Source organism: Anoxybacillus sp. TBDG-1, assembly GCF_054815885.1.
This window is the reverse complement of the sequence record NZ_JBTZSY010000009.1, coordinates 30,666-56,331: the sequence shown is the minus strand read 5'-3', so window position 1 is coordinate 56,331 and position 25,666 is coordinate 30,666. Positions and strand designations below refer to the sequence as shown.

At 41.8% G+C, this 25,666-nt stretch carries 23 protein-coding genes; 22 read left to right on the top strand and 1 reads right to left on the bottom strand.

Annotated features, from left to right (window positions below):
* Positions 1 to 6: 6 nt before the first annotated feature.
* From ACYQY7_RS04490 to ACYQY7_RS04405, 18 genes are all read left to right on the top strand, one after another.
* Positions 7 to 801, top strand: coding sequence for a TIGR00282 family metallophosphoesterase (locus ACYQY7_RS04490; protein ID WP_461200919.1), 795 nt, complete (start codon positions 7 to 9; stop codon positions 799 to 801).
* A 126-nt stretch (positions 802 to 927) separates the two neighbouring features.
* Positions 928 to 1,188 carry a stage V sporulation protein SpoVS gene (gene spoVS, locus ACYQY7_RS04485; RefSeq protein WP_003181955.1) on the top strand — a complete coding sequence of 87 codons (261 nt, stop codon included), beginning with the start codon at positions 928 to 930 and terminating at the stop codon, positions 1,186 to 1,188.
* 51 nt (positions 1,189 to 1,239) lie between these two features.
* The gene (locus ACYQY7_RS04480; protein WP_461200918.1) at positions 1,240 to 2,169 is read left to right on the top strand and encodes a dipeptidase; all 930 of its coding nucleotides are present in this window, start codon (positions 1,240 to 1,242) and stop codon (positions 2,167 to 2,169) included.
* Positions 2,170 to 2,370: 201 nt separating this feature from the next.
* Complete coding sequence (locus tag ACYQY7_RS04475) at positions 2,371 to 4,107, top strand: 2-oxoacid:acceptor oxidoreductase subunit alpha (RefSeq protein WP_461200917.1); 1,737 nt, start codon at positions 2,371 to 2,373, stop codon at positions 4,105 to 4,107.
* 2 nt (positions 4,108 to 4,109) lie between these two features.
* The gene (locus tag ACYQY7_RS04470) at positions 4,110 to 4,976 is read left to right on the top strand and encodes a 2-oxoacid:ferredoxin oxidoreductase subunit beta (protein WP_021094607.1); all 867 of its coding nucleotides are present in this window, start codon (positions 4,110 to 4,112) and stop codon (positions 4,974 to 4,976) included.
* Positions 4,977 to 5,093: 117 nt separating this feature from the next.
* Positions 5,094 to 6,674, top strand: a complete 1,581-nt coding sequence (miaB, locus tag ACYQY7_RS04465; RefSeq protein WP_461200916.1) for a tRNA (N6-isopentenyl adenosine(37)-C2)-methylthiotransferase MiaB — start codon at positions 5,094 to 5,096, stop codon at positions 6,672 to 6,674.
* A gap of 1 nt (position 6,675) precedes the next feature.
* A complete protein-coding gene (locus ACYQY7_RS04460; RefSeq protein WP_461200915.1) occupies positions 6,676 to 7,107 on the top strand; it encodes a YlbF/YmcA family competence regulator in 432 nt (143 codons plus the stop codon).
* Positions 7,108 to 7,266: 159 nt separating this feature from the next.
* The gene (locus ACYQY7_RS04455) at positions 7,267 to 7,803 is read left to right on the top strand and encodes an outer spore coat protein CotE (RefSeq protein WP_461200914.1); all 537 of its coding nucleotides are present in this window, start codon (positions 7,267 to 7,269) and stop codon (positions 7,801 to 7,803) included.
* Between the two features lie 74 nt (positions 7,804 to 7,877).
* Positions 7,878 to 10,442, top strand: coding sequence for a DNA mismatch repair protein MutS (mutS, locus tag ACYQY7_RS04450; RefSeq protein WP_461200913.1), 2,565 nt, complete (start codon positions 7,878 to 7,880; stop codon positions 10,440 to 10,442).
* A gap of 13 nt (positions 10,443 to 10,455) precedes the next feature.
* Entirely contained in the window at positions 10,456 to 12,258 is a 1,803-nt protein-coding gene (gene mutL / locus ACYQY7_RS04445) for a DNA mismatch repair endonuclease MutL (RefSeq protein WP_461200912.1), read from the top strand.
* Between the two features lie 116 nt (positions 12,259 to 12,374).
* Positions 12,375 to 13,310: a tRNA (adenosine(37)-N6)-dimethylallyltransferase MiaA gene (miaA, locus tag ACYQY7_RS04440; protein ID WP_461200911.1), complete on the top strand. Its 936-nt coding sequence runs from the start codon at positions 12,375 to 12,377 to the stop codon at positions 13,308 to 13,310.
* Between the two features lie 35 nt (positions 13,311 to 13,345).
* On the top strand, positions 13,346 to 13,570 hold the full coding sequence (hfq, locus tag ACYQY7_RS04435; protein ID WP_009362664.1) for an RNA chaperone Hfq: 225 nt from the start codon (positions 13,346 to 13,348) through the stop codon (positions 13,568 to 13,570).
* A 116-nt stretch (positions 13,571 to 13,686) separates the two neighbouring features.
* Positions 13,687 to 14,616 carry a stage V sporulation protein K gene (gene spoVK, locus ACYQY7_RS04430; protein WP_461200910.1) on the top strand — a complete coding sequence of 310 codons (930 nt, stop codon included), beginning with the start codon at positions 13,687 to 13,689 and terminating at the stop codon, positions 14,614 to 14,616.
* 125 nt (positions 14,617 to 14,741) lie between these two features.
* Positions 14,742 to 16,301, top strand: a complete 1,560-nt coding sequence (locus ACYQY7_RS04425; RefSeq protein WP_461200909.1) for a fatty acid--CoA ligase — start codon at positions 14,742 to 14,744, stop codon at positions 16,299 to 16,301.
* 12 nt (positions 16,302 to 16,313) lie between these two features.
* Positions 16,314 to 17,456, top strand: a complete 1,143-nt coding sequence (locus ACYQY7_RS04420) for an acyl-CoA dehydrogenase family protein (protein ID WP_461200908.1) — start codon at positions 16,314 to 16,316, stop codon at positions 17,454 to 17,456.
* An 11-nt stretch (positions 17,457 to 17,467) separates the two neighbouring features.
* Positions 17,468 to 18,430: a CaiB/BaiF CoA transferase family protein gene (locus ACYQY7_RS04415; protein WP_461200907.1), complete on the top strand. Its 963-nt coding sequence runs from the start codon at positions 17,468 to 17,470 to the stop codon at positions 18,428 to 18,430.
* An 11-nt stretch (positions 18,431 to 18,441) separates the two neighbouring features.
* Entirely contained in the window at positions 18,442 to 19,287 is an 846-nt protein-coding gene (locus ACYQY7_RS04410; RefSeq protein ID WP_461200906.1) for a 3-hydroxyacyl-CoA dehydrogenase family protein, read from the top strand.
* 14 nt (positions 19,288 to 19,301) lie between these two features.
* Positions 19,302 to 20,456: a thiolase family protein gene (locus ACYQY7_RS04405; protein WP_461200905.1), complete on the top strand. Its 1,155-nt coding sequence runs from the start codon at positions 19,302 to 19,304 to the stop codon at positions 20,454 to 20,456.
* Between the two features lie 32 nt (positions 20,457 to 20,488).
* Here ACYQY7_RS04405 and ACYQY7_RS04400 read toward each other — a convergent pair whose 3' ends face one another.
* On the bottom strand, positions 20,489 to 21,097 hold the full coding sequence (locus tag ACYQY7_RS04400) for a trimeric intracellular cation channel family protein (RefSeq protein WP_461200935.1): 609 nt from the start codon (positions 21,095 to 21,097) through the stop codon (positions 20,489 to 20,491).
* Positions 21,098 to 21,242: 145 nt separating this feature from the next.
* Between ACYQY7_RS04400 and hflX the strand changes: the two genes are divergently transcribed.
* The 4 genes from hflX to glnA all read left to right on the top strand — a co-directional run bounded on the left by hflX (position 21,243) and on the right by glnA (position 25,666).
* Positions 21,243 to 22,490 carry a GTPase HflX gene (hflX, locus tag ACYQY7_RS04395; protein WP_461200904.1) on the top strand — a complete coding sequence of 416 codons (1,248 nt, stop codon included), beginning with the start codon at positions 21,243 to 21,245 and terminating at the stop codon, positions 22,488 to 22,490.
* A 13-nt stretch (positions 22,491 to 22,503) separates the two neighbouring features.
* Positions 22,504 to 23,772 carry a methionine gamma-lyase family protein gene (locus tag ACYQY7_RS04390; RefSeq protein ID WP_461200903.1) on the top strand — a complete coding sequence of 423 codons (1,269 nt, stop codon included), beginning with the start codon at positions 22,504 to 22,506 and terminating at the stop codon, positions 23,770 to 23,772.
* Positions 23,773 to 23,872: 100 nt separating this feature from the next.
* On the top strand, positions 23,873 to 24,277 hold the full coding sequence (locus tag ACYQY7_RS04385; RefSeq protein WP_055441337.1) for a MerR family transcriptional regulator: 405 nt from the start codon (positions 23,873 to 23,875) through the stop codon (positions 24,275 to 24,277).
* A 54-nt stretch (positions 24,278 to 24,331) separates the two neighbouring features.
* Positions 24,332 to 25,666 (top strand): type I glutamate--ammonia ligase, encoded by a 1,335-nt coding sequence (gene glnA, locus ACYQY7_RS04380; RefSeq protein ID WP_461200902.1) that lies wholly within the window; start codon positions 24,332 to 24,334, stop codon positions 25,664 to 25,666.

Here is a 25,666-nt window from a genome sequence, read left to right as displayed (position 1 = left end):
AATACGATGAAAATATTATTTATCGGTGATGTTGTTGGACAGCCGGGGAGAAAGATGGTTGATGAATACGTCCCGAAACTAAAGGCGAAACATAAGCCACACGTGATTGTTGTTAACGGCGAAAATGCTGCTGGTGGGAAAGGGATGACTGAAAAAATATATCGCCGTTTTTTAGAGATGGGAGTACATGTGGTGACGCTTGGAAATCATTCGTGGGATAATCGTGAAGTTTTCGAATTTATTGATCAAGCGAAAGTACTTGTTCGTCCGGCAAATTTTCCAACAGGTACACCTGGAAAAGGGATTGTGTTTATTCAAGTAGAAGGATATGAAGTCGCAGTGATTAATTTACAAGGAAGAACGTTTTTGCCAGCGATTGATTGCCCATTTAAAAAAGCAGATGAATTAGTAGAAACGGCGCTCGCGCGAACTCCTGTCATTCTTGTTGATTTTCATGCGGAAGCAACGAGCGAGAAACAAGCGATGGGATGGTATTTAGATGGGCGAGTAAGCGCTGTTGTTGGTACGCATACACATGTCCAAACGGCTGACTCACGCATTTTGCCAAACGGAACAGGTTATATTACCGATGTCGGTATGACGGGTCCTTATGATGGAATTTTAGGGGTGGATCGTGAGGCGGTATTACGCAAATTTTTAACGGGTTTACCGGTTCGTTTTGAAGTGACAGCAGGTCGCGCGCAGTTGAATGCTGTGCTCATTGAGGTAGATGAAAAAAGTGGAAAAACGAAATCGATTCAACGGATTATGATCAATGACGACCACCCGTATTTTGACTAGTTCCTCTTTTAAGATTTTTCAGAAAAAATATATATGGTAGCAGGAATACAAGCAAATAGCAACGAATATATAATGAACAGTACAACTTTTTTACAAGCAATTGTTAGAAACGAGGAGGAGCTAGAAATGGAAATATTAAAAGTTTCAGCAAAGTCTAATCCTAATTCCGTAGCTGGTGCACTTGCAGGCGTGTTGAGAGAACGCGGTGCAGCTGAAATTCAAGCAATTGGCGCAGGTGCATTAAATCAAGCCGTTAAGGCAGTAGCGATCGCGCGAGGATTTGTAGCACCGAGTGGAGTTGATCTTATTTGTATTCCTGCATTTACGGACATTCAAATTGACGGGGAAGAGCGGACAGCAATTAAGCTTATTGTGGAGCCGCGTTAATACACATAAACCTGTTTGCTACACAAGCAAACAGGTTATTTTTGTGGAGGGATGATTGTGCGTATATTTGATGCTCATTGTGATGTGTTATATCAAATATTTTGTGATCAAGATTTATCATTCGAACAAAGCCCATCATTACATGTAACATATGATGGACTAAAGCAGGCTGGTGTAACTGTACAGGGGTTTGCGATTTATATCCCGAAACATGTAAGACCTGAGTCGCGTTTTTTTGTAGCTTTAGAGATGATTGATTATTTTTATGAGAAGGTTGTATCACAGCCGAATATGAAAGTTGTTCGTTCAAAAAAAGAAATTGATCAGTTGCAGCCGAATGAAATTGGGGCGATGCTCACATTAGAAGGGTGTGAGGCCATTGGGGAAAGTTTAACGCAGTTGCGCACACTTCTTCGACTCGGTGTTCGTTCTGTCGGTTTAACGTGGAATGATGCGAATATGGTAGCGGATGGGGCACTCGAGCAACGAGGGGGAGGGTTAACGAAATTTGGGAAAGAAGTTGTTCGTTTATTGAACGAACAACAATGTTGGACAGATGTGTCACATTTAAGTGAACGAGCGTTTTGGGATGTCATTGAATTAGCTCATTATCCGATTGCTTCACATTCAAATGCGTATACTCTTTGCCCGCATCCGCGCAATTTGCGTGATGATCAAATTCAAGCCCTTATTAAGAAAAACGGAGTCATTGGTGTGACGTTTGTTCCACAGTTTTTACGTCATGACACCCAAACGACGACGGTAACAGATGTATTGCGTCATATCGACCATATTTGTTCATTAGGCGGGGAAAATCACATCGGTTTTGGTTCTGATTTTGATGGCATTTTTGAAACAGTCGATCAATTGGCGAAGGTTTCTCATTACACTTATTTCATTGATGAGCTGCTAAAACATTTTAAAGAAGAGCAAGTGAGAAAATTTTTGTTTTGCAATTTTTATGAGCGAATTCCTCAATAAAAAATCGGAAGAAAAATTCACATTTTTGTAACAAATATGTTGCAATTTTTTTGCGATAGGGCTAGAATGAAAGCGTTTAGTATATGAAATTTTTCAAAAAATTTATTAAGCGAAATGGTAGAGCTTTTTTTGGAAAAGTGCTACACTTATAATCGTACAATGTTACGTCACAATTGATGGAACTTTAAAGGGGTGTAAGACATGATTAGTCAACTTTCATGGAAAGTTGGAGGACAACAAGGGGAAGGTATTGAAAGTACGGGAGAGATATTCTCCATTGCGCTCAACCGACTAGGCTACTATTTATACGGTTATCGCCACTTTTCATCTCGAATTAAAGGTGGTCACACGAACAATAAAATTCGTGTTAGCACAACACAAGTTCGTTCGATTGCCGATGATCTTGATATATTAGTAGCTTTTGACCAAGAGACGATTGATTTTAACTTTCACGAGTTGCGTCAAGGTGGGATCGTCATTGCAGACGCGAAGTTTAATCCGACGATTCCAGATGAGTCAAAAGCTACGTTGTATGCGGTTCCATTTACAGATATTGCAACAGAATTAGGAACAGCGTTAATGAAAAACATGGTTGCAGTCGGAGCTTCTAGCGCAGTACTCGGTCTCGACATTAGCGTATATGAAGGGGTCGTTCAGGAGATTTTCGGTCGCAAAGGTGAACAAGTCGTTGCTAAAAACATGGAAGCGATCAGAGCGGGCGCTCAGTTTATGCGAGAACAACTTGGTGACAACATTCAATTAATGCAACTTGATAAAGCAGATGGCAAAAAGAGAATGTTTATGATTGGGAACGACGCGATTGCGCTCGGCGCACTTGCTGGTGGTGCTCGTTTTATGGCAGCTTACCCAATTACGCCAGCATCTGAAATTATGGAATACTTAATTAAAAAGCTTCCACAGTTCGGTGGCACGGTCATTCAAACAGAAGATGAAATCGCAGCTTGTACGATGGCTATTGGCGCAAACTATGCGGGTGTACGTACGTTGACAGCCTCAGCTGGACCTGGTCTTTCGCTTATGATGGAAGCGATCGGATTAGCTGGAATTACAGAAACACCAATTGTCATTGTTGATACGCAACGCGGTGGTCCAAGCACAGGTCTTCCAACGAAACAAGAGCAGTCAGATTTAATGGCAATGATTTACGGTACACATGGAGAGATTCCGAAAGTAGTCATCGCCCCAAGTACTGTACAAGAAGCGTTTTACGATATGGTCGAAGCGTTTAATATTGCAGAAGAGTATCAATGCCCAGTCATCGTTTTAACAGACTTACAACTTTCGTTAGGAAAGCAAACGGTAGAACCGCTAGAATACGACAAAATTGAAATTCGTCGCGGCAAGCTTGTCACAGGAGAACTGCCTGAAATTCCAGACAAAGGTTGTTTTAAACGATATGAAGTGACAGAAGACGGCGTGTCACCACGTGTGTTGCCTGGAATGAAAAACGGTATTCACCATGTGACAGGTGTTGAGCACGATGAAACAGGTCGTCCTTCTGAAGTAGCAGCGAACCGTATTGCACAAATGGATAAGCGTTTACGCAAACTAAAACATATTCAATTCCCGACACCAGTTCATACACATGTGAAGCATGAAGAAGCAGATTTATTAATCGTTGGGTTTAACTCCACTCGTGGAGCAATTGAAGAGGCGATGGAACGTTTAGAGCGCGATGGTATCAAAGTGAACCATGCACACGTTCGTCTTATTCATCCGTTCCCAACTGAAGAAATGTTGCCGCTTGTGCAATCAGCGAAAAAAGTTGTTGTTGTTGAAAATAACGCAACAGGACAACTTGCCAACATTTTAAAAATGAGCGTTGGACATGCTGAGAAAGTATTTAACGTGTTGAAGTATGATGGCAACCCGTTTTTACCGCACGAAGTTTATACAAAATGCAAGGAGTTGTTTTAAACATGGCGACATTTAAAGATTTCCGAAATAACATTAAACCGAACTGGTGTCCAGGTTGTGGTGACTTCTCTGTGCAAGCAGCCATTCAACGCGCAGCTGCCAACGTTGGACTTGAACCACATGAACTTGTTGTTGTATCTGGAATTGGTTGTTCTGGGCGTATTTCTGGTTACATTAATTCATACGGCTTCCACGGCGTGCACGGTCGAGCGCTTCCAATCGCTCAAGGGGTGAAAATGGCCAATCGTGACTTGACTGTCATTGCTGCTGGTGGTGACGGTGATGGATTTGCGATCGGAATGGGTCATACGATTCATGCGATCCGTCGTAATATCGACATTACGTACATCGTCATGGACAACCAAATCTACGGTTTAACAAAAGGTCAAACATCACCGCGTAGTGAAGTGGGCTTTAAAACGAAAAGTACGCCACAAGGGTCAGTTGAACCGGCGTTGTCGATTATGGAAATGGCGTTAACTGCAGGAGCAACGTTCGTCGCTCAAAGCTTTTCTAGCGACTTAAAAGAATTGACGCAATTGATTGAAGAAGGCATGAAGCATAAAGGGTTCTCGCTCATTAACGTATTTAGCCCTTGCGTCACGTACAATAAAGTGAACACATACGATTGGTTTAAAGACAATTTAACGAGTTTAAGTTCTATTGAAGGGTATGATCCATCTAATCGCGAAATGGCGATGCAGACGTTAATGAAACATAAAGGGCTTGTTACAGGGCTTATTTATCAAAATAAAGAGCGTAAATCATATCAAGACCTCGTGCCAGGTTATAGCGAAAAACCGCTGACAGAAGCGGATTTAACAATTAGTAAAGAAAAATTTGATCAACTTGTGGCAGAATTTATGTAAGAAAGAAAATAGGGTGGTAGAGGCCACCCTCTTTTTTATGGAAAAACATTGTTTAAAAGTCCGGAAAATAATATACTATGTTAGTGTGCACGTACGAAAAAAGAAAGGAGAATAACGATGAACGAAAAGCAACGTTTACAGTACACAGCACAAATTGAAGCCGATCATCCAACGGACAAAAAATCCGCTTTGGATGACAATTTACAACGTCTAAAGCAAAAAACAAGTCAAGACTATGAAAAATATTTTTCAACTGTATTTGTGCCACCATCTTTGAAAGAAGCAAAAAAACGCGGGAAAGAGGAAGTGAAATATCATAAAGATTTTTCTATTCCAGAAGAATTTCGTGGCATGGGGAACGGTCGTAAATTTTACATTCGTACGTACGGCTGTCAAATGAACGAGCATGACACAGAAGTGATGGCTGGAATTTTTATGGCGCTCGGTTATGAACCAACGGATCGTCCAGAAGATGCCAACGTCATTTTATTAAATACGTGTGCCATTCGTGAAAATGCGGAGAACAAAGTATTTGGAGAAATTGGTCACTTAAAGCCATTGAAACAAAATAACCCTGATTTATTGCTTGGTGTATGTGGCTGTATGTCGCAAGAGGAATCAGTCGTCAATAAAATTTTAAAACAATTCCAATACGTCGATATGATTTTCGGTACGCACAATATTCATCGCCTTCCGCATATTTTGAAAGAAGCGTACATGTCGAAAGAAATGGTTGTTGAAGTATGGTCAAAAGAAGGCGACGTCATCGAAAACTTACCAAAAGTGCGAAAAGGAAACATTAAAGCGTGGGTCAATATTATGTACGGTTGTGATAAATTTTGTACGTACTGTATTGTTCCGTATACGCGCGGAAAAGAACGGAGCCGTCGTCCAGAAGATATTATCCAAGAAGTGCGGCATTTAGCAGCACAAGGATATAAAGAAATTACGTTACTAGGGCAAAACGTGAATGCGTATGGAAAAGACTTTACGGATATGAAATATGGTCTTGGCGATTTAATGGATGAGTTACGTAAAATTGATATTCCACGTATTCGTTTCACAACAAGCCATCCGCGTGATTTTGATGACCGTTTAATCGAAGTGTTGGCTAAAGGTGGAAATTTAGTCGAGCATATTCATTTGCCGGTTCAATCGGGAAGTAGTGAAGTATTAAAAATGATGGCGCGCAAATATACACGCGAACGATATTTAGAGCTTGTCCGCAAAATTAAAGAAGCAATTCCTGGTGTAGCGCTCACAACAGACATCATCGTCGGGTTCCCGAATGAAACGGATGAACAATTTGAAGAAACGTTGTCGCTATATCGGGAGGTTGAATTTGATTCTGCATTTACGTTCATTTACTCGCCACGGGAAGGAACGCCAGCAGCAAAAATGGTCGACAACGTACCGATGGAAGTGAAAAAAGAACGTTTACAACGATTAAATGCATTAGTGAACGAAATTTCTGCGAAAAAGATGAAGGAATATGAGGGACAGGTTGTCGAAGTATTAGTAGAAGGGGAAAGTAAAAACAACCCGAATGTTCTCGCTGGATATACACGTAAAAACAAACTCGTCAACTTCATCGGGCCAAAGTCAGCAATTGGTCAACTTGTAAAAGTACGAATTACCGAAGCGAAAACGTGGACGTTAAACGGAGAAATGGTAGAAGAAGCGATTGAGGTGAAATAACGTGGCGAAATATACGAAAGATGACATTGTACAAAAAGCAAAAGAATTAGCTAAAATGATTGCTGAAACAGAAGAAGTAGAGATTTTTAAACAAGCAGAAGCGAAAATTCATGAAAATGAAAAAGTGCGCACGATGATTGCTAAAATTAAATCATTACAAAAACAAGCTGTAAATTTGCAACATTACGGTAAAATTGAAGCATTAAAAAAAGTAGAAGCGGAAATTGATGACATTTACGAACAGCTCTCAGAAATCCCGATTGTAGAACAATTTAAACAATCGCAAGTAGAAATTAACGATTTATTGCAACTTGTTGCTTCCACTATTTCAAAGACAGTAACAGATGAAATTATTACATCGACGGGCGGAGATGTATTACGAGGAGAAACAGGCGCTCAAGTGAAACATAGCCATTGTGGCCATTGTCATTAAAGAGTCCATTTTATATGGGCTCTTTTCTATGTTTTTTGTACATATTTCGAATGAGTTGCATACAATGAACTATACGGAATGATTGTTTTTTTTGTACACTTTTATGTTTTTAGTGCATAGGATAAAATGAACAATGCATTTTTGAGGAGGGTTTGCTTCATGTCCCAATACAGAGAAATTATTACAAAGGCCGTTGTAGGAAAAGGTCGAAAGTTTACGCAATCGACACATACAGTTTCCGCTCAACATCGCCCAACGAGCGTGCTTGGTTGCTGGATTATTAATCATCGGTACGAGGCAAAAAAGGTAGATCGCCATGTTGAAATTCATGGCAAGTATGATGTGAACGTTTGGTATTCGTACAACGATAATACAAAAACGGAAGTGCTTACAGAGACGGTATCGTACACCGATGTGATTCCGTTAAAGTATCGTAACGAAGAACTCATTAGTGAAGAACAAGAAGTGATCGCGCGCGTTGTTCAACAACCAAATTGTTTAGAATGTACGATTGCTCCAAACGGAAATAAAGTAACTGTTGAAGTAGAGCGAGAGTTTGTTGCAGAAGTCATCGGGGAAACAAAAGTACGTATTGCAGTCGTCGATACATCATCAGACGAAATAGATGAAGATATTGAGGCGGAATTAGAGAAGTTAGATGAAGAGCTTCTTCAAGAAGAAAGTAATAAAAACTAGGAAGTTTGTTCTTCCTAGTTTTTATTTTTGTTATAATAATTGAAGTCAATATTTCGAACGTTGGAGGAAAGATCATGGCTTATACACCGATGATTCAGCAATATTTAGCGATTAAGTCACAATATAAAGATGCTTTTCTGTTTTTTCGCCTCGGTGATTTTTACGAAATGTTTTTTGAAGATGCAATTAAAGCGTCTCAAGAGTTAGAAATTACTCTGACAAGTCGTGACGGTGGAGGCGAAGAGCGCGTACCGATGTGCGGGGTGCCTTATCATTCAGCTACTATGTACATCGAACGTTTGATTGAGAAAGGCTATAAAGTTGCGATTTGCGAACAAGTCGAAGATCCAAAAACAGCGAAAGGGGTAGTGCGCCGAGAAGTCGTACAACTCATTACACCTGGAACGGTCATGGAAGGGAAACAACTTGAAGAGAAAGCAAATAACTATTTAGCCTCATTGACGTCATTTGAAGACGGTACGTACGGACTCGCGTATACAGATTTAACGACCGGGGAAAGTCGCATCACGCTTCTTCATTCGTTTGAAGATGTGTTCAATGAAATTTATTCCATTGGCACAAAAGAAATTGTTGTTGCGACGACGTCTACAGAGCAATGGAAATCCCTACAAGAACGATATGCTCTTACGATTTCATGTGAAGATGAAACAATGATTCCACCTGTGTGTGAATCCGTTGTTTCTCATTTGAAACAAGAGAAATTACTTGTGACGTTTGGAAGATTATTAAATTATTTAATAAAAACACAAAAGCGGAGTTTAGCTCATTTACAGCGAGTAGAATTGTATGAAGTCGATGCATATATGAAAATGGATGTATATTCCAAACGAAATTTAGAGTTAACGGAAACGATGCGCACAAAAGGTAAAATGGGTTCGCTTTTTTGGCTTCTTGATGAAACAATGACAGCAATGGGTGGTCGCCTGCTTAAGCAATGGATTGATCGCCCGCTATTAGACCGTCAAAGCATTGAACATCGGTTACATCTTGTTGAACAGTTACTAGTGCACTATTTCGAGCGACAAGAATTACGCGAATATTTGCGCGGTGTATATGATTTAGAGAGACTCGCTGGGCGTGTGGCATTTGGAAATGTTAATGCGCGTGATTTAATTCAATTGAAAAAGTCGTTAAAACAAGTGCCGTTGATTGCTACGCTTCTTATGCAAATTGATGACGAAAACGTTCAATTATTTGCGCAACATTTGGATGCATGTGAAGAACTTGTCCAATTGTTAGAAGTAGCGATTGAAGAAAATCCACCGCTTTCTGTGAAGGAGGGTGGAATCATTAAAGATGGTTACAACGAAACGTTAGATCGATTTCGGGATGCTAGTCGAAACGGAAAAACATGGATTGCGCAGTTAGAAGCGAAAGAGCGTGAATTAACAGGAATTAAATCGTTAAAGATTGGTTACAATCGAGTGTTTGGATACTATATCGAAGTAACAAAAGCCAACTTGCATTTGTTGCCAGAAGGACGGTATGAGCGGAAACAAACATTAGCTAATGCTGAACGTTTTGTGACAAAAGAGTTGAAAGAAAAAGAGGCACTTATTTTAGAAGCAGAAGAAAAAAGCATAGAATTAGAATATGAATTGTTTGTTTCTATACGTGAACAGGTAAAACAATATATTATTCGTTTACAAAAATTAGCAAAAAACATAAGCCAATTAGATGTTTTACAATGTTTTGCAACGGTTAGCGAAAAATATAACTACTCTAAACCGCAGTTTTCCGATGATCGCCGTCTTGTTATTCAACAAGGGCGCCATCCTGTCATTGAAAAAGTATTAGGATCAAATATTTATGTTCCAAACGATTGTTATATGAATGCTGAACGGGAAATATTGCTTATTACAGGACCGAATATGTCTGGAAAAAGCACATACATGCGTCAAATTGCATTAACAGCTATTGTGGCGCAAATCGGATGTTTTGTTCCAGCAGAAGAAGCGGTATTGCCGATTTTTGATCAGGTGTTTACGAGAATCGGAGCGGCTGACGATTTAGTTGCGGGTCAAAGTACATTTATGGTGGAGATGTTAGAAGCACGTCATGCGATCGTTCACGCGACACAAAATAGCCTTATTTTATTTGATGAAATTGGTCGTGGAACATCCACATATGACGGTATGGCGCTCGCCCAAGCCATGATTGAATACATTCACGACCGAATTGGCGCGAAAACGTTATTTAGTACGCACTATCATGAATTAACGGCACTCGAACAACGATTGCCACGCTTAAAAAACGTTCATGTGAGTGCAATTGAAGAAAATGGTGAAGTCATCTTTTTGCATAAAATGAAAGAGGGTCCAGCGGATAAAAGTTACGGCATTCATGTAGCTCAATTAGCTAAGTTGCCGTTAGATTTGATTCGACGGGCTGAACAAATTTTACTTGAATTTGAATCAAATTCGACACCGATCATAAAAGAGAAGAAAGAGAAGTTTGAGCAATTAAGCATGTTTGAAGAGCAACATGACAAAGTGCGTTCGGATATATCGAAAAAAGAAAAAGAAGTGATTAAGCGTATTCAGGCACTCGATTTACTTGATATGACACCGCTTGAAGCGATGAATAAATTATATGAAATTCAAAAGCTAATAAAATGAAAGGAGGGAAAACGTGGGGAAAATTCGCAAGCTTGATGATGCGTTAGCGAATAAAATTGCGGCAGGGGAAGTTGTGGAGCGCCCGGCTTCTGTCGTAAAGGAACTTGTTGAAAATGCGATTGATGCTCATAGCACCATCATTGAAGTCGAGTTAGAAGAAGCGGGATTGGCGAAAATTCGCGTCGTTGACAACGGGGATGGATTAGAAGAGGAAGACTGTTTTTTAGCGTTCGAACGACATGCAACAAGTAAAATTAAGGATGAGTCCGATTTGTTCCGAATCCGTACGCTCGGTTTTAGAGGAGAGGCATTACCGAGTATTGCTTCGGTCTCACATTTAGAATTAAAGTCAAGCACAGGTGAGGGGCCAGGGACGTTGATCGTCTTAAAAGGTGGAGAGCTTGTGCAACATGGTCGGACGAGCAGTCGAAAAGGAACGGATATCACGGTTTCTCATTTATTTTTCAATACGCCAGCTCGTTTAAAATATATGAAAACAATTCATACGGAGCTGGGTCATATTGTTGATGTGATGAATCGTTTAGCACTTGCTCATCCACATATTTCGTTTCGATTAACACATAACGGGAAGCAGCTGTTTTATACGAACGGAAATGGGGATGTGCGGCAAGTGTCAGCTGCAATTTACGGATTTGATGTTGCGAAAAAAATGGTTGCAATTTATGCAGAAACGCTTGATTTTACGATTGACGGCTACGTTGCTTTACCTGAAGTGACGCGCGCTTCTCGGAACTACATGACAACGATTGTAAATGGAAGATATATTAAAAACTATTCGTTATATAAAGCGATTGAAGAAGGGTATCATACGCTTCTTCCAATTGGACGGCATCCGATTGCATTTTTAAATATTGTTATGGATCCGCTTCTTGTAGATGTGAACGTTCATCCAGCCAAGTTGGAGGTGCGTTTTAGTAAAGAATCCGAGTTAAACGAGCTTGTCGAGCAAACGATTCGCCAAGCGTTTCAAAAAAAGACGTTAATTCCTGAGATAACTGTACCTCAAGTAGAAAAACCGAAGACAGAGCAACAGACGTTTTCTTTTGAACATATTGTGAAGGAATCGAACATTTTTCCAACGCGAACGATTTCATCTTGTGAGCCAGAAAAAAAAGCAGACCAACAAATCGTATTAGAGAAAAGCGGAGAACATGCTAGCGGTGTGGATACGGAGTCGCCTAATGTGGAGAGCCTAGAGGAAATAGATCAAGAACGCATTCCACCGCTATATCCGATTGGACAAATGCACGGAACGTATATTTTAGCCCAAAATGAAAATGGATTGTACATCATTGATCAACATGCTGCACAAGAGCGAATTAAATATGAATATTTTCGCGAAAAATTAGCAATGGTCACAAATGAGTTACAACCGTTGCTTATCCCACTGACGTTTACTTATTCATCAAGTGAATATTTGCTTATTGACAGTCATCGCGATCAATTAGCTGCGTGTGGTGTATTTTTAGAGCCATTTGGCCATAACAGTTTTATTGTTCGTTCTCATCCTCAATGGTTTCCAAAAGGGGAAGAAGCAACAATTATTGAGGAAATGATTAAGCAAGTGTTAGTGATGAAAAAAGTAGACATTAAGCAACTCCGAGAAAAAGCAGCGATTATGATGAGTTGTAAACAATCCATCAAGGCAAATCAATTTTTGCGCAACGATGAAATATTTGCGTTGCTTGAATCGTTGCGGAAAACGAGCGATCCGTTTACATGCCCGCACGGTCGGCCTATTATTGTTCATTTTTCTACTTATGAGCTAGAAAAAATGTTTAAACGCGTCATGTAGAAAGCGAATATGTTTCGTCCGCTTGCGAATGAAATTTTTCAAAATGAGATGATAAAATGCACAAGGTTTGTCTATAATAAATAAATGTGAATTAGCGTGGAAAGTAGTGGTATTTTATGGGAGAGAAAGTCGTTGTGTTAATTGGTCCAACGGCTGTAGGGAAAACAAAAATGAGCATAGAGTTGGCCAAGCGTTTACATGGAGAAATTATTAATGGAGACTCGATGCAAGTATATAAAGGATTAGATATTGGAACCGCTAAAATTCGTCAAGAAGAAATGGATGGTATTCCCCACCATTTACTAGATATAAAAGAGCCGCATGAATCTTTTTCTGTTGCAGAGTTTCAGACGCTTGCTCGTTCGCTCATTACAGATATAACAAAACGCGGAAAGCTTCCGATCATCGTTGGTGGTACAGGGCTATATATTCAATCTGTGATTTACGATTATCAATTTTCAGATGCACCTTCAAACAACTTGTATCGTCAGTCGCTCGAGCGATATTCGCCTGATAAGCTGTATGAACAACTGAAACGTATAGATCCTTTAAGTGCAGAACGTATCCATCCGAACAATGTTCGCCGTGTCATACGTGCGTTAGAAATTTACCATTGCACAGGGAAAACAATGACAGAATGGCTAAAAGAACAAAAACGGCAACTTGTTTACAACGTTGCGCTCATTGGATTGACGATGGAACGGGAAAAACTATATGAACGTATTCATCGGCGAGTTGATGAAATGATTGCTCAAGGATTGATTGAAGAAGTGAAGCGATTGTATGATCAAGGTTTACACGACTGTCAAGCCATTCAAGCGATCGGTTATAAAGAGCTATATGCACACTTAGATGGAAAAATTACGCTTGAAGAAGCGATCGAACAGTTGAAACAAAACTCTCGTCGTTATGCGAAACGTCAGTTTACATGGTTTCGTAATCAAATGCCTGTTCAATGGTTTGACATGACGGATGACACAATGTTTGAGATGCGAGTCAATGAAATTTTGCATTACATAGAAGGAAAGTTTCACTTTCAAGCGAATATATAGACGTAATGTAGAGAGAAAAAGAGGAGGACGAAGTAATGAAAAACACAATAAACATTCAAGATCAGTTTTTAAACCAATTGCGGAAGGAAGAAACGACGGTTACTGTATTTTTACTCAATGGATTCCAATTGCGTGGTTTAGTAAAAGGATTTGACAATTTTACAGTGTTATTAGAAGTAGATGGAAGACAACAATTAATTTATAAACATGCGATTTCTACATTTGCACCTCAAAAAAATGTGAAAATTGAAATGGAGTAAGCCAAATCGCTCACCATATCGGTGGGCGATTTTTTTCGTTAGGCATTTGTCACGAAATGGGCGACAACAGCGTATATTGATAAAAGAAGCAACGATGAAGGAGAGGTGACGTCGCCTTGTCAGAGTTGACGATGAAGCAAACGAAAAGTCAAATTAATATCGTGCTTAACGCGAAAAATGTCAATTACTTGCCGAAAGAAGAAGCGGTTAATCGAATTGATTATCATCAACATGCGGTGCTGAAAGAGATTCAAAAAGAGCTAGATGAATTAGTCGGGTTAAATGAAGTGAAAAAATTAATTAAGGAAATTTACGCATGGTTATATATTAATAAAGCACGTCAAGCCAATGGATTGAAAGGGAATAAACAATCGCTCCATATGATTTTTAAAGGAAATCCTGGGACAGGGAAAACAACAGTGGCCCGTATTCTTGGAAAGTTATTTTTAGAAATGAATGTCCTATCTAAAGGACACTTTATTGAAGCAGAACGTGCAGACTTAGTTGGGGAATATATTGGACATACGGCGAATAAAACGCGCGATTTAATAAAAAAAGCGCGAGGTGGGATTTTATTTATTGACGAAGCGTATTCACTTGCACGCGGAGGAGAGAAAGATTTTGGAAAAGAAGCAATTGATACGTTAGTAAAAGGAATTGAAGATTTTTCGGATGATTTAGTCGTTATTTTAGCGGGATATCCAGCTGAAATGGATTATTTTTTGTCGTTAAATCCAGGATTACCTTCCCGCTTTCCATTGATGCTCGAATTTCCTGATTACACAACGGAAGAGCTTGTACAAATTGCAAAACAAATGCTCCATATAAGAGAATACGAGCTTACTTCTGAAGCCGAGCGAAAGTTGCGCGAACATATTGAACAACTACTAGCTGGGGGATATCAAAGAAAATTTAGTAACGGTCGCTACATTCGAAATTTGATTGAAAAAGCAATTCGGAAACAAGCAGTGCGCCTGTTGCATGAAGGGCGCTATGACAAAAAAGAATTGATGATCATACGAGAGAGGGATTTAGTTGTTGAATAAATCGGGAAGGGAAACCTTCCTTATTTTTTATGTAAGAAAGAAGGGTTTCTTTTTTATTTTGTAGAATATAATCTGAAAATAAAAAATATTACTTATATTAATATAAAAAGTGAGGAGGGATTATTTTGTATATTACAATTGGAGAACTATTTTCACAGTCTGTAAGGAAATTCCCAAAAAAAGAGGCGCTTGTTGATGTTCGTACAGGGCTTCGTTATACGTACGAAGCATGGGAAAAAGAAGTGGACCAACTTGCAAACGCTTTCTTAGAAGCAGGAGTCCGAAAAGGAGATCGCGTATCGACTGTGTTATTTAATACGGCAGAACTGGCGGCTGCTTTTTTTGCGTGCGCGAAAATCGGGGCTGTCTTCAACCCAATCAACTTTCGTTTACGCTCGCAAGAAATCGCTTACATTTTAGCTGATGCCACTCCAAAAATCGTGCTATTTGAACAAGCCGTTGAACCACAAATCACAGCCATCCATCATGAATTTCCACACATTTCTTTTTGGGTCATTGATGGGCAAGCACCAGCGTATGCAGTTTCCTATCATGAACAAATCCAACGCGCAAGTAGCGAGCTTCCAGCAATCGACGTTTCCGAAAATGATTTGTATGCGATTATGTATACAAGCGGAACGACAGGGCGGCCAAAAGGAGTGATGCATCGGCATCGCGACATAATTGAACAAAGCTTGATTTGCAATTCTGTTATGCGCATTCGCGAAACAGAGCGGGGACTTGTCACCGCACCGATGTTTCATTGCGCAGAATTGCATTGCTGTTTCCTTCCGCGTGTTCACGCTGGCGCAACGAACGTCATCGTCCACCATTTTGACCCGAAACAAGTGTTAAGCGTCATCGAGCAAGAGCGAATTACTATATTATTTGCTGCACCGACGATGTGGAATATGCTGTTGCAAGAAAAATTGTCCGATTATGATTTATCGTCGCTTCGCATCGGATTATACGGAGCTGCTCCGATGGCACCCGTGCTTGTAAAAGAATGCAAAGAGCGGTTAGGCATTGACTTAATTCAAGCGTACGGCATGACGGAAATGGGACCAGCGGTGACTTTCTTATACGAAGATGAGCAATTAACGAAAGCGGGATCTGCCGGGCGCGCGTGCTTAAACCATGAAATTCGCATCGTCAAACCGCGCGAAGATGGACCGTCTGACCCGGATGATATCTTGCCGCCAGGACAAGTCGGCGAAATTATTGTCAAAGGCCCGTGCATGATGGTTGGCTACTACAACCGTGAAGATGCGACGGAAAAAGCGATGTATAAAGGCTGGTATCATTCCGGCGATTTAGGCTATATGGATGAAGAAGGGTATTTATACGTTGCCGATCGCGTCGATGACATGATTATTAGCGGCGGCGAAAACGTCTATCCGCGCGAAGTAGAAGACGTGCTTTATGAACATGAAGGCGTGCTTGATGTCGCTGTACTTGGCGAACCGGATGCGCTATGGGGAGAAAAAGTCGTTGCATTTGTTGTGAAAAAAGACGAATCGCTTAGCGCCGAACAGTTAGAGGCGTTTTGCAAACAAAGCGACAAACTCGCGCCATACAAACGACCGCGCGCCTATTATTTCATTGATGCACTGCCACGCAATGCGAGCGGAAAAATTCAAAAGTTTTTATTGCGCGAGCAAATGAAAAAAATGGCGCAATCATAAGGTGGTGACAGCATGGCAACATATTTACAGGAAGAACATCATATATTTCGCGAAGCGTTCCGCAAATTTTTACAAAAAGAAGCGTGTCCGTTTTATACCGAATGGGAAAAACAAGGAATCATCCCGCGGGAGTTTTGGAGGAAAATGGGGGAGAACGGGTTTCTTTGCCCTTGGGTAGACGAAACATACGGTGGATTTGGTGCCGACTTTGGCTATTCAGTCGTCATTAATGAAGAGTTAGAAAAAGTAGGGTCAAGCCTTGTCGGCATCGGCTTGCATAACGATATCGTCGTTCCGTACATTGCGTCGTACGGAACGGACGAGCAAAAGAAAAAATGGTTGCCAAAATGTGTGTCTGGCGAAATCGTCACCGCCATTGCGATGACCGAACCGGGGGCAGGTTCTGATTTAGCAAGTATCAAAACAACGGCGGTGAAACAAGGCGACCATTACATTGTTAACGGGCAAAAAACGTTTATTACAAACGGTATTCATGCTGATTTAGTTATCGTCGTTTGCAAAACGAACCCGCAGGCAAACCCGCCGCATAAAGGCATGAGTCTCCTTGTCGTCGAACGAGAAACACCGGGATTTACACGCGGCCTGAAACTAGAAAAAGTCGGCTTACATGCTCAAGATACAGCGGAGTTATTTTTTAGCGACGCGAAAGTTCCGGGAGAAAACTTGCTCGGCGAAGAAGGAAAAGGTTTTTATTATTTAATGGAAAAATTACAACAAGAGCGGCTTATCGTCGCCATCGCTGCGCAAACAGCGGCAGAAGTGATGTTTGACTTAACGAAACGATATGTGAAAGAGCGTACGGCGTTTGGAAAAACGATTAGCCAATTTCAAACCGTTCAATTCCGGCTCGCGGAAATGGCGACGGAAATTGCATTAGGGCGCGCGTTTCTTGATGATGTTATCGAACAACATATCGCGGGGAAAGACGTCGTGGCCAACGTATCGATGGCAAAATGGTGGATTACGGAAATGGCAAAGCGTGTCGCTTCGGAAGGAATGCAGCTTCATGGAGGCTATGGCTATATGGAAGAATACGAAATGGCTAGACGTTATCGCGACATTCCGGTTAGCGCTATTTATGCAGGCACGAATGAAGTAATGAAAATGATCATCGCGAAACATCTCGGGCTTTAGGGGGGATTTTATTGCTGGACGGAATCAAAGTGATTGATTTTTCCCACTATCTCCCCGATCCGTTTGCTAGCCTTCGCTTAACGGATTTAGGCGCGGAAGTAATCAAAATCGAGCCAAAAACAGGCGATCGGATGCGAGGGCTAGCCGACGACTGCTTGTTTGACGCGAACAATAAAAATAAAAAAAGCATAGCGTTAAATTTGAAAAATGCAACAGATGTTCAAACGGCGCAACAGCTCATCCGCCAAGCGGACGTCGTTATCGAAAGTTTTCGCCCCGGTGTCATGAAAAAGCTTGGGCTCGGCTATGAAGATGTATCCATCATGAATCCATCGCTCGTATATTGTTCGATTAGTGGCTACGGTCAACATAGCCGGTATGCATCGTTTGGAAGCCATGACTTAAACTACATGGCGCTTTCAGGCGTTTTAGCCCAGCTGAAAGCGGACGGTCGTCCCATTCATCCGACGATCACGTTTGCCGATCTCATTGGGAGCATGCATGTAGTTGAACAAATTACCGCTGCGTTGTATGCGCGCGAACGGACGGGAAAAGGACGCAAAGACGCGTTTCGCGACGGGTGGCTCTATACAGGCGATGTTGTGACAGTAGATGAAGAAGGGTTTATTAAAATCGTCGACCGGACAAAAGATGTCATTAAAAGCGGCGGGGAATGGATTTCGTCTGTCGACTTAGAAAATGCCTTGATGGCGCATGAAGCGGTGTTTGAAGCGGCGGTTGTTGCCGTGCCGCATCCACAATGGCAAGAGCGCCCGATCGCATGCGTCGTAGTAAAAGAAGGAAAACATGTGACAAAGGAGGAACTATACGACTTTTTACGTCCGCAATTTGCAAAATGGTGGCTGCCAGATGACATCGTCTTTATGAGCGAAATTCCGAAAACGAGTGTCGGAAAATTTTTAAAAATGAAATTACGTGAACAATTGCGCGATTATTTTACAAACGTTCAATAGGGGGAGTGGGGATGCAAACAATTGCGGTCATCGGTGCTGGATTAATGGGAAGCGGCATCGCCCAGTCGTTAGCAATGGGCGGAAAAACAGTTTATTTATACGATATTTCTGATGCAGCGCTTGAAAAAGGAATGCAGTCCATTCAAAAAAGCGTTTCTCGTTTTGTAAAAGCTAGCAAACTACAAGAACAAGAGGCAACGGCTATTCTTTCACGCATTCAAACCGAAACGAACTTGCAAGAAGCAGTGAAAGCGGCGGACGTTGTCATTGAAGCGGTGCCAGAACATTTGCCGCTCAAAAAACAAGTATTTGAACAGCTTGACCGCTATGCGAAACAAGCGGCGATTTTAGCGACTAATACGTCGGAATTAAGCGTCACCGCGATTGCTGCAGCGACCAAACGTCCAAGTCAAGTCGTCGGCATGCATTGGTTTAATCCGGCGCCAGTCATGAAGCTCATTGAAATCGTAAAAGGGGTAGAAACATCAGAACAAACGATTGAAGCCATTCAACAATTATCGGAAGCCATTGGCAAAGAAACGGTCATCGTAAAAGATATGCAAGGATTTGTGACAACACGGGCTCTTGCGGCGCATATGTTGGAATGCATTCGCATGTATGAAGAAGGAATCGCTTCCGCGGAGCATATCGACAAGGCGATTCGCCTTGGGCTGAATTATCCGATGGGACCGCTTGAACTTGCCGATTTAGTCGGATTAGATACGATGCTATTTGTCAGTGAAAATATGACAGAAGCATACGGCGACCGGTTCCGTCCGCCGCAAACGCTTCGCAAACTCGTCGAAGCAGGGCGTCTCGGACGAAAAACAGGGAAAGGATTTTACACATACGAGTGAAAGAAGGGAAAAGCATGCGTGAAGTGGTCATTGTCGAAGCGGTACGCACTCCTGTCGGCAAGCGAAATGGGGTGTTTCGCGACAAACATCCTGTTCATTTAGCAGCAATTGTGCTGGATGAAGTTGTCAAGCGTGCTGGGGTGGAAAAACAGGTAATTGAAGACATCGTCATGGGCTGCGTAACGCCGATTGGCGAACAAGGCTACAATATCGGGAGGTTAGCAGCATTGGAGGCAGGCTTTCCCATTGACGTTCCCGCAGTGCAAATTAACCGCATGTGCGGATCGGGGCAGCAGGCGCTTCATTTCGCTGCGCAGGAAATTAAATCAAGCGATATGGACATCACGATTGCGGCTGGTGTGGAAAGTATGACGAAAGTGCCGATTTTAAGCGATGGAAACGAGCGGACGATTCCACCATCGCTCCATGAAAAATATGAATTCGTCCACCAAGGCATTTCTGCTGAATTGATTGCCGAAAAATACGGATTGACACGAGAACAGTTAGATGCATATGCGTACGAAAGCCATCAGCGAGCGCTTCGGGCGCAAGCAGAAGGTCGTTTCACAGAAGAAATGGTGCCCGTCAACGGACTTGATAAAGACGGCAACGACATCATCGTAACAGCTGATGAAGGACCGCGCCAAGATACATCGCTTGAAGCGCTAGCGGCGTTGAAGCCCGTTTTTAAACAAGACGGAAAAATTACAGCTGGAAACGCAAGTCAAATGAGCGACGGCGCAGCGGCCGTGCTACTGATGGAGCGCGAAACAGCGCTTTGTCTTGGTTTGAAACCAAAAGTAAAAATTGTTGCTCAAACCGTCGTCGGCTCCGATCCGACGTACATGTTGGACGGTGTCATTCCGGCGACGAAAAAAATATTGCAAAAAGCGAACCTTACGATTGACGATATCGACCTTGTTGAAATTAATGAAGCGTTCGCATCTGTCGTCCTCGCTTGGCAAAAAGAAATCGGTGTACCGCTTTCGAAAGTAAACGTCAACGGTGGTGCGATTGCGTTAGGCCATCCGCTTGGGGCAACGGGTGTGAAACTCATGACGTCGCTCATTCACGAGCTCGAACGACGAAAGGGACGCTATGGCTTATTAACGATTTGCATCGGGCACGGCATGGCAACCGCGACCATTGTGGAGAGATGGGAAGGATAAAAAAGCAGGAGCTCCCTTTGAGGTCTCCTGCTTTAGTTGTTTGTTTTTAACGATTTATTCGGCAATTTCCAGTTGTATGTATACGATAAAATGCGCAATGCCGCAACGACAATAAACAATACATACAAGCTAATTGGAGAATGTGCGATACCGGTTCCGACCGCAACGCCTGCTAAAATCGCCCAAACAGCATAAATTTCATCACGCAATACGAGAGGTTTTCTTCCCGCTAATACATCGCGAATCATTCCGCCTCCACTTCCAGTCAATACAGCAGCAACAATGACTGCACTTAACGGACGATTCATTTGAACAGCATATAATGCTCCTTGAATGGCGAAGGCTGACAATCCGAGAGCATCAAAAAAGTTTCCCCAACGTTGCCAATGGGGTAACGTTTTTTGTGGAAACAAATAGACAATCGTCATCGCGATAAACGCGATGAAAAAAAGTGTTTGTTGTTGCCAAAGGACAGATACAGGTACGCCAATTAATACGTTGCGTACAGCACCGCCGCCGAATGCGGTTACAATTCCCAGAATGTATACACCTAAAATATCGTATTCCTCTTCCATAGCGACAATCGCTCCGCTAATCGCAAAAGCAACAGTGCCAATTATACTTAATACTTCCCAAGTCATCATCGCAATCCTTTCTGTTATGTAACATTACGTTAAAATTTTATGTATAAAATATAAAAAAATCAATGATCATTTTTCGACCATAGCACTTTTAAACTAGATTTGTTATGATGAGAACAGATGTTCAATAGGAAAGAGGGGAAATATGGGAAAGGAACGAGTCATTATTGTTGGTTGCCAATTGCCACACGTCGACGACGAACGGTTTTCGTACTCAATGGAAGAGCTGGCTTCACTCGTTCATACTGCAAACGGTGAGGTAGTTATAAGTCTTATACAAAAACGGGACACGATTCATCCAGCGACATATATCGGTAAAGGAAAAGTGGAAGAACTTGTTCGGCTTGTTGAACAGCTTGAACCAGATGTCGTTATTTTTAATGATGAATTGTCACCAAGCCAAAACCGCAACTTAACGAAGTTATTAAACGTACGCGTCATTGATCGGACGCAACTTATTTTAGATATTTTCGCAAGCCGTGCTCGCTCAAGGGAAGGGAAATTGCAAGTCGAGCTTGCCCAGTTACAGTATATTTTGCCGCGCTTAAGTGGACAAGGTGTAGAACTTTCTCGATTAGGCGGTGGAATCGGAACGAGAGGACCGGGAGAAACGAAACTAGAAACAGACCGTCGTCATATTCGCCGCCGCATCGACGAAATTAAAGCGCAGCTAAAAGCGGTCGTTGAACATCGCGAACGGTATCGCGAACGACGAAAGAGAAATGCGGTGTTTCAAATCGCGCTAGTCGGCTACACAAACGCTGGGAAATCAACGCTTTTTAACCGGCTCACGAACGCGGATGCGTTTGAAGAAAATTTATTGTTCGCGACACTAGATCCGCTCACAAGGAAACTGGTGTTACCAAGTGGCTATACTACGCTTTTGACGGACACGGTCGGGTTTATTCAAGACTTGCCGACAACGCTCGTTGCGGCGTTTCGTTCGACGCTAGAAGAAGTGAAAGAAGCCGACTTGATTTTACATATTGTTGATTCGTCAAATCCGGACTATATTCAACATGAACAAACCGTTTACCGTTTGCTTGAGGAGTTGGAAGCGACAAACATTCCAATGGCGACGGTATATAACAAACGTGACATCGTCCTTCCAAGCTTTGTACCAAGCCCGAAGACCGATTATATGTTAGTGAGTGCGTTTCATGAACAAGATGTTCAAAATTTGCGCAACTTTATTGAAGAAAAGATGACAGAGGCGATGGAGCGTTACGATGTGACGATTCCAGCGTTTGCAGGAAAATTGCTCGCCCAGCTAAAATCAGAAACAATTGTACGACACATTCATTTCAATGAACAAAGTGGTATGTATGAATGTAGCGGTTACCTATTGCCAGAGCATCCACTTTTGTTACAACTAAGAACATACAGTAAATAGAAAGGGTTTTGTTATGTTTCAGCATTTCACACATGGAGAGAAAATTGCTAGGCTCGTTAAAGAAATTGAAGCACAAATTGCATCGATTCATCAAGCGATTGATGAGCGCATTGATTCCAATCAATATCGCGTATTACAAAGCTTTCGCCGCCATCAAGTAAGCGATGCGCATTTTATTCCGTCGACAGGATATGGCTATGATGACATCGGGCGCGATACGTTAGAAAAAGTGTATGCAGATGTATTCGGTGGGGAAGCAGCGCTCGTCCGTCCACAAATTATTTCTGGCACGCATGCGATTACAATTGCCTTATTTGGCGTGTTACGTCCGGGAGATGAACTATTATATATTACCGGCAAACCGTACGATACGCTTGAAGAAATTGTCGGTATTCGCGGCAAAGGCATCGGTTCGCTAAAAGAGTTTCATATCAGCTATAGCAGCGTACCGCTCACTCCAGAAGGTAAAGTCGATTTTGCAGCGGTAAAACAAGCGATCAATGATCGAACGAAAATGATTGGTATTCAACGGTCAAAAGGGTATGACCCACGTCCATCATTTACAATTGCTGAAATAAAAGAGATGATTGATTTTGTCAAAGCAATCAAACAAGACGTTGTCGTTTTCGTCGATAACTGTTATGGAGAATTTGTCGAGGAGCAAGAGCCGTGTCATGTTGGTGCAGACTTAATTGCTGGGTCGCTTATTAAAAATCCTGGTGGTGGACTGGCAAAGACAGGAGGATATCTCATTGGTAAACGCGAATATATCGAAATGTGTGCGTATCGGATGACATCACCGGGAATTGGAGCGGAAGCCGGTGCTTCTTTATACAGTTTACAAGAAATGTATCAAGGGTTTTTCTTAGCGCCACATGTTGTCGGTCAAGCGCTAAAAGGTGCGGTCTTTACTGCAGCTATGCTTGAACGAATCGGAATGAATACGTATCCGGCATGGAATGCGGCACGCACCGATTTAATTCAGTCCGTGCAATTTGACGATGCAGAACAAATGATCGCGTTTTGTCAAGCGATTCAATTTGCATCTCCTGTCAATTCGCATTTTACGCCATATCCAAACTACATGCCAGGCTATGAAGATGACGTCATTATGGCCGCAGGAACGTTTGTACAAGGTGCAAGCATTGAACTATCAGCTGATGGGCCGATTCGACCGCCTTATGTGGCGTATGTGCAGGGAGGATTAACGTATTCACATGTAAAAATTGCTGTGTGTATGGCAATTGATCGATTGCTCGAAAAACAATTGATTCAATTGTAAAATCTTCCAGAAAAAATATGTGATAAAATATAACATGTTATTGACATATAAAGTGACATAGAATAAAATGAAAATACGTATTACGTAAGGAGGGGTCGACATGAATAGTCACATTCGTCGCTCCATGCCATTATTTCCAATGGGCATCGTTATGCAATTAACAGATTTATCAGCGCGACAAATTCGCTATTATGAGGAACACGGTCTTGTTTCACCTGCTCGGACAGAAGGTAATCGCCGATTATTTTCGTTTAATGACGTGGATCGTTTGCTTGAAATTAAAGATTTAATCGAGCAAGGTGTTAATTTAGCAGGCATTAAACAAATTTTTGCTTCGCGTCAACAACAACATACGGAAACAACGCCGTCTGTTGCGCCGAAAGTGATGAAACAAGATTTGTCCGAAGCGGAGTTGCGCAAACTGTTGCGTGCCGAGTTGATGCAAGCCGGTCGTTTTAATCGGGCATCGCTTCGTCAAGGAGATATAGCTCGCTTTTTTCACTAAAAATTTATGTTTTTTAACATAAATAATCTTTTTCATTTTGGGGGAGGAATATGTATGGCTAAGTACACGAAAGAAGACATTTTTCGTATTGTTAAGGAAGAGAATGTAAAGTACATTCGTTTGCAGTTTACAGACATTCTCGGTACGATTAAAAACGTGGAAATTCCAGTTAGTCAATTACAAAAAGCGCTCGATAATAAAATGATGTTTGACGGATCATCGATCGAGGGATTTGTTCGCATCGAAGAGTCAGATATGTATTTGTATCCAGATTTAGATACATTTGTGATTTTCCCGTGGACAGCAGAAAAAGGGAAAGTGGCGCGTTTTATTTGCGATATTTACAATCCAGATGGTACGCCATTCGAAGGATGTCCACGTTATAACTTAAAACGTGTATTAAAAGAGATGGAAGCGCTCGGATTTACAGAGTTTAATTTAGGTCCAGAACCGGAGTTTTTCTTATTTAAGTTAGACGAAAAAGGAGAGCCGACGTTAGAGTTAAACGATAATGGTGGTTACTTTGACTTAGCTCCAACGGATTTAGGAGAAAACTGTCGGCGCGATATTGTACTAGAGTTAGAGGAGATGGGATTTGAAATCGAAGCATCCCATCATGAAGTTGCACCAGGGCAACATGAAATTGACTTCAAGTATGCCAATGCCGTAAAAGCGTGCGACGATATTCAAACATTCAAACTTGTCGTAAAAACAGTCGCACGCAAACACGGTTTACATGCGACATTTATGCCAAAACCGCTTTTTGGTGTGAATGGTTCAGGTATGCATTGTAATTTATCGCTCTTTAAAAATGGTGAGAATGCCTTTTTTGATCCAAATGGTCAATTGCAACTAAGCGAAACAGCATTGCAGTTTATTGCGGGTGTATTAAAGCACGCTCCGAACTTTACAGCAGTAACAAACCCAACGGTGAACTCATACAAACGTCTCGTTCCAGGCTATGAGGCACCTTGTTATGTGGCATGGTCTGCACGTAACCGTAGTCCACTTATTCGTATCCCGGCGTCACGTGGCATGAGTACGCGCATTGAAGTGCGTAGTGTAGACCCTGCGGCAAACCCATATTTGGCAATGGCTGTATTATTGGCAGCTGGATTGGATGGAATTAAAAATAAGTTAACACCTCCTGCACCAGTCGATCGCAATATTTATGTGATGACAAAGGAGGAACGCTTAGAAGAAGGTATTGTTGACTTGCCTGCAACATTAGCAGAAGCGCTTCAAAACTTAAAATCGGATGAAGTAGTCGTTAATGCGCTTGGTAAACATTTATTTGAGCACTTCGTCGAGGCGAAAGAAATTGAATGGGATATGTTCCGCACAGCAGTACATCCATGGGAACGTGAACAATATATGAGCCTCTACTAA

Bases quoted from the DNA above. Each gene is read 5' to 3' on its own strand.
- ACYQY7_RS04490 (WP_461200919.1), top strand. From the start codon at position 7: ATGAAAATATTATTTATCGGTGATGTTGTTGGACAGCCGGGGAGAAAG.
- spoVS (WP_003181955.1), top strand. From the start codon at position 928: ATGGAAATATTAAAAGTTTCAGCAAAGTCTAATCCTAATTCCGTAGCT.
- ACYQY7_RS04480 (WP_461200918.1), top strand. From the start codon at position 1,240: ATGATTGTGCGTATATTTGATGCTCATTGTGATGTGTTATATCAAATA.
- ACYQY7_RS04475 (WP_461200917.1), top strand. From the start codon at position 2,371: ATGATTAGTCAACTTTCATGGAAAGTTGGAGGACAACAAGGGGAAGGT.
- ACYQY7_RS04470 (WP_021094607.1), top strand. From the start codon at position 4,110: ATGGCGACATTTAAAGATTTCCGAAATAACATTAAACCGAACTGGTGT.
- miaB (WP_461200916.1), top strand. From the start codon at position 5,094: ATGAACGAAAAGCAACGTTTACAGTACACAGCACAAATTGAAGCCGAT.
- ACYQY7_RS04455 (WP_461200914.1), top strand. From the start codon at position 7,267: ATGTCCCAATACAGAGAAATTATTACAAAGGCCGTTGTAGGAAAAGGT.
- mutS (WP_461200913.1), top strand. From the start codon at position 7,878: ATGGCTTATACACCGATGATTCAGCAATATTTAGCGATTAAGTCACAA.
- miaA (WP_461200911.1), top strand. From the start codon at position 12,375: ATGGGAGAGAAAGTCGTTGTGTTAATTGGTCCAACGGCTGTAGGGAAA.
- hfq (WP_009362664.1), top strand. From the start codon at position 13,346: ATGAAAAACACAATAAACATTCAAGATCAGTTTTTAAACCAATTGCGG.
- ACYQY7_RS04420 (WP_461200908.1), top strand. From the start codon at position 16,314: ATGGCAACATATTTACAGGAAGAACATCATATATTTCGCGAAGCGTTC.
- ACYQY7_RS04410 (WP_461200906.1), top strand. From the start codon at position 18,442: ATGCAAACAATTGCGGTCATCGGTGCTGGATTAATGGGAAGCGGCATC.
- ACYQY7_RS04405 (WP_461200905.1), top strand. From the start codon at position 19,302: ATGCGTGAAGTGGTCATTGTCGAAGCGGTACGCACTCCTGTCGGCAAG.
- ACYQY7_RS04400 (WP_461200935.1), bottom strand. From the start codon at position 21,097: ATGACTTGGGAAGTATTAAGTATAATTGGCACTGTTGCTTTTGCGATT.
- hflX (WP_461200904.1), top strand. From the start codon at position 21,243: ATGGGAAAGGAACGAGTCATTATTGTTGGTTGCCAATTGCCACACGTC.
- ACYQY7_RS04390 (WP_461200903.1), top strand. From the start codon at position 22,504: ATGTTTCAGCATTTCACACATGGAGAGAAAATTGCTAGGCTCGTTAAA.
- ACYQY7_RS04385 (WP_055441337.1), top strand. From the start codon at position 23,873: ATGAATAGTCACATTCGTCGCTCCATGCCATTATTTCCAATGGGCATC.
- glnA (WP_461200902.1), top strand. From the start codon at position 24,332: ATGGCTAAGTACACGAAAGAAGACATTTTTCGTATTGTTAAGGAAGAG.